Below are 2061 nucleotides of genomic sequence, written 5' to 3'. Positions count from 1 at the left end.
ACTCACGGGTGCCGCTTCAGCAAGCGCCGCGACCAACTGGTCCGTCGGTATTTCCCTACCGGGCGTGGAAGTCGGCCTGGCCGACCCGGCACCCGTCTACTACCAGCCAGCTCCGACGTGAGCGGCAACGCCCGGGGCATCATCGCCCGCGGGGCTACAACGAACTGCAGTCGCGCTACCTCGGCGCGTACGCGACCTGGATGACGTCCAGTGGGCTGTACGTCGACAGCGTGCTGCAAGGCGGCAGCCAGCGCTTCACGATACGCCCCGACATCAACCTGGGCGCGGGCGGCAAGGCCAGCAGCGTTGCCGCCTCGGTGGAGGTGGGCAAGCCATTCGCCCTCAGCGCGCGCTGGAGCCTGGAACCTCAGGCACAGATTGCATGGCAGCGCACCAGGATCGACGTCATGCTGCTCAGCGGCGCGCAATTCGCCAGGACCTTGGCGACGGCTGGATCGGGCGCTTGGGCGTGCGCATCAAGGGCAATCTCGCCACCGGTGCCGGACGACTGGAACCGTACGCTCGCCTGAACCTGTATTGGGCGAGTTTCGGCGACAGCGTAACCACCTTCATCGGCCCGGAGGGAGCCCTGGCGATCTCGAGCGGGAGCGGCTACAGCGCAGCCGAGGCGGCCGCTGGCGTTGAACCCTGCGACAAACCTGTACGGCGAGATCGGCCACCTCTGGAGCATTGGCGGCGCTGCGACGGTCAAGTCCTCGGTTTTGGCTTCGCTCGGCATCAAAGTGGCTGGTAGCCGCAATGCGCCGCCGATGTTCGGCCCGCAAAGTTGAAGGTCGCTACAAGGCCCTGAGCTCCCCGAAAAGATCAAAAGTCGAGCTTGTTGATTTTGGTGCCGTCAAGGCTGAGGTTGGCCATCAGGCCGGCATTGCTCAGGGCATAACCCACGACTGGTTGCTGCGCGGTCTGGGTGTCGACGGCTGCGGACGCGCCGACCTTGAGCATGGTGACCGAGGCATCGGCGCCGGCGGTCCAGCCGTTGCTCGCGCGAAACTTGTCCAGCGACTCCTGGGTCATGAAGAGCACGTAGACAGCCTTGGAGTCGGCGCCGGCAAGCAAGCCGACGGACGCTGCGGTGGTGCTGTAATAGCCCACGGTCTTGCCGCCGACGCGCAGCGCCCCCTGCCCGTAGGAGCCACCCACGCCAAGCCCGGCGGAGACCACTGCGGGGAACACGAGCACCCCCTTGGCCTTGCTCGTCATTTCACGCGAGCCCGGCGCCTGCGAGTAGAGCCTGGACAGTGAACTGTCGACGCCAGCGTCAATGCTGGCGCGCTTGGCTGCCGGATCGCCGCCCTTGATGGAGGTGGTGGTGCATGCCGCGGCGAGCACGCCCAGAAGCCCTGCTGACAAGAAAGATCGCTTGTCCATGTCTGCTCTCCTGTGTGGTTTCACCATTGTGCGCGCCCTACGGAGTTGGCTCAAGCCGCCAGCAGCATAGTCAATGTACGGTCACTGGCGCGGGGTGCGTCCCTTGGTGGGGAAAAGCAAAACGCGGGACGCACCGGCCGCACGCGTCAGTCTGCTGGCCAAGACGCAAACAGTATCCAACCGCAAGTCGGTTTAACTTCCCGACTGACCGATGATGGCCAATTGTGTTGAGGACGCGGGTCAAGATCCGATTGCGAGTCGCAGTGCCCGCGTGATGCATCATTGGCCATTCCGCAGCCTCCGGCAAAATCAGGTCTCGGCCAAGTCCTTGCCCAGTGCGAACACACCGAATTCGCCTTGACGCGAATGGGCTTGGCCACCGGCCGCTCCATTATTCCGCGCTTCACGACCGGCATGTTCTCGACCTTCACGCCATTGGCGAGTTGATCGTCCGCCAGCTTTTACAGCGTGATGGAACTCAGGAACTCGACTCTGTGCTGGTTTAGCGAGGCCCAGAGATCATGTGTCACACAGCGGCCGGCTTCGCCCAGGCAATTTTCCTCGCCGCCGAATAGGGTTGCGTCGATGGACTCATCGACCGCCGCGATGATGTCGGCGATCGTGATTTCGGAAGCCATGCGTCTGAGCTCATAGCCGCCGCCGGGGCCGCGA

At 64.1% G+C, this 2061-nt stretch carries 3 protein-coding genes; 1 reads left to right on the top strand and 2 read right to left on the bottom strand.

The window, feature by feature from the left end:
* Window positions 1–530: autotransporter domain-containing protein (locus WKW82_RS40420; RefSeq protein WP_340348832.1), on the top strand; the 530-nt coding region annotated here is incomplete at its 5' end.
* 295 nt (window positions 531–825) lie between these two features.
* Here the strand turns inward: WKW82_RS40420 and WKW82_RS40415 are convergent.
* Window positions 826–1389, bottom strand: coding sequence for a BPSL1445 family SYLF domain-containing lipoprotein (locus WKW82_RS40415; RefSeq protein WP_340348831.1), 564 nt, complete (start codon window positions 1387–1389; stop codon window positions 826–828).
* Window positions 1390–1850: 461 nt separating this feature from the next.
* The coding region (locus WKW82_RS40835; protein ID WP_422823717.1) for an Rrf2 family transcriptional regulator at window positions 1851–2061 on the bottom strand (211 nt) is incomplete at its 5' end.

The sequence above is a fragment of the Variovorax rhizosphaerae genome (assembly GCF_037889975.1).
In the GTDB taxonomy this organism is placed as follows: domain Bacteria; phylum Pseudomonadota; class Gammaproteobacteria; order Burkholderiales; family Burkholderiaceae_C; genus Variovorax; species Variovorax rhizosphaerae.
The sequence above is the reverse complement of the archived record's forward strand: the minus strand, read 5'-3'. Positions and strand labels throughout refer to the sequence as shown.

Excerpts from the sequence above, each read along its gene's own strand:
- WKW82_RS40415 (WP_340348831.1), bottom strand. The coding sequence starts at position 1,389 with ATGGACAAGCGATCTTTCTTGTCAGCAGGGCTTCTGGGCGTGCTCGCC.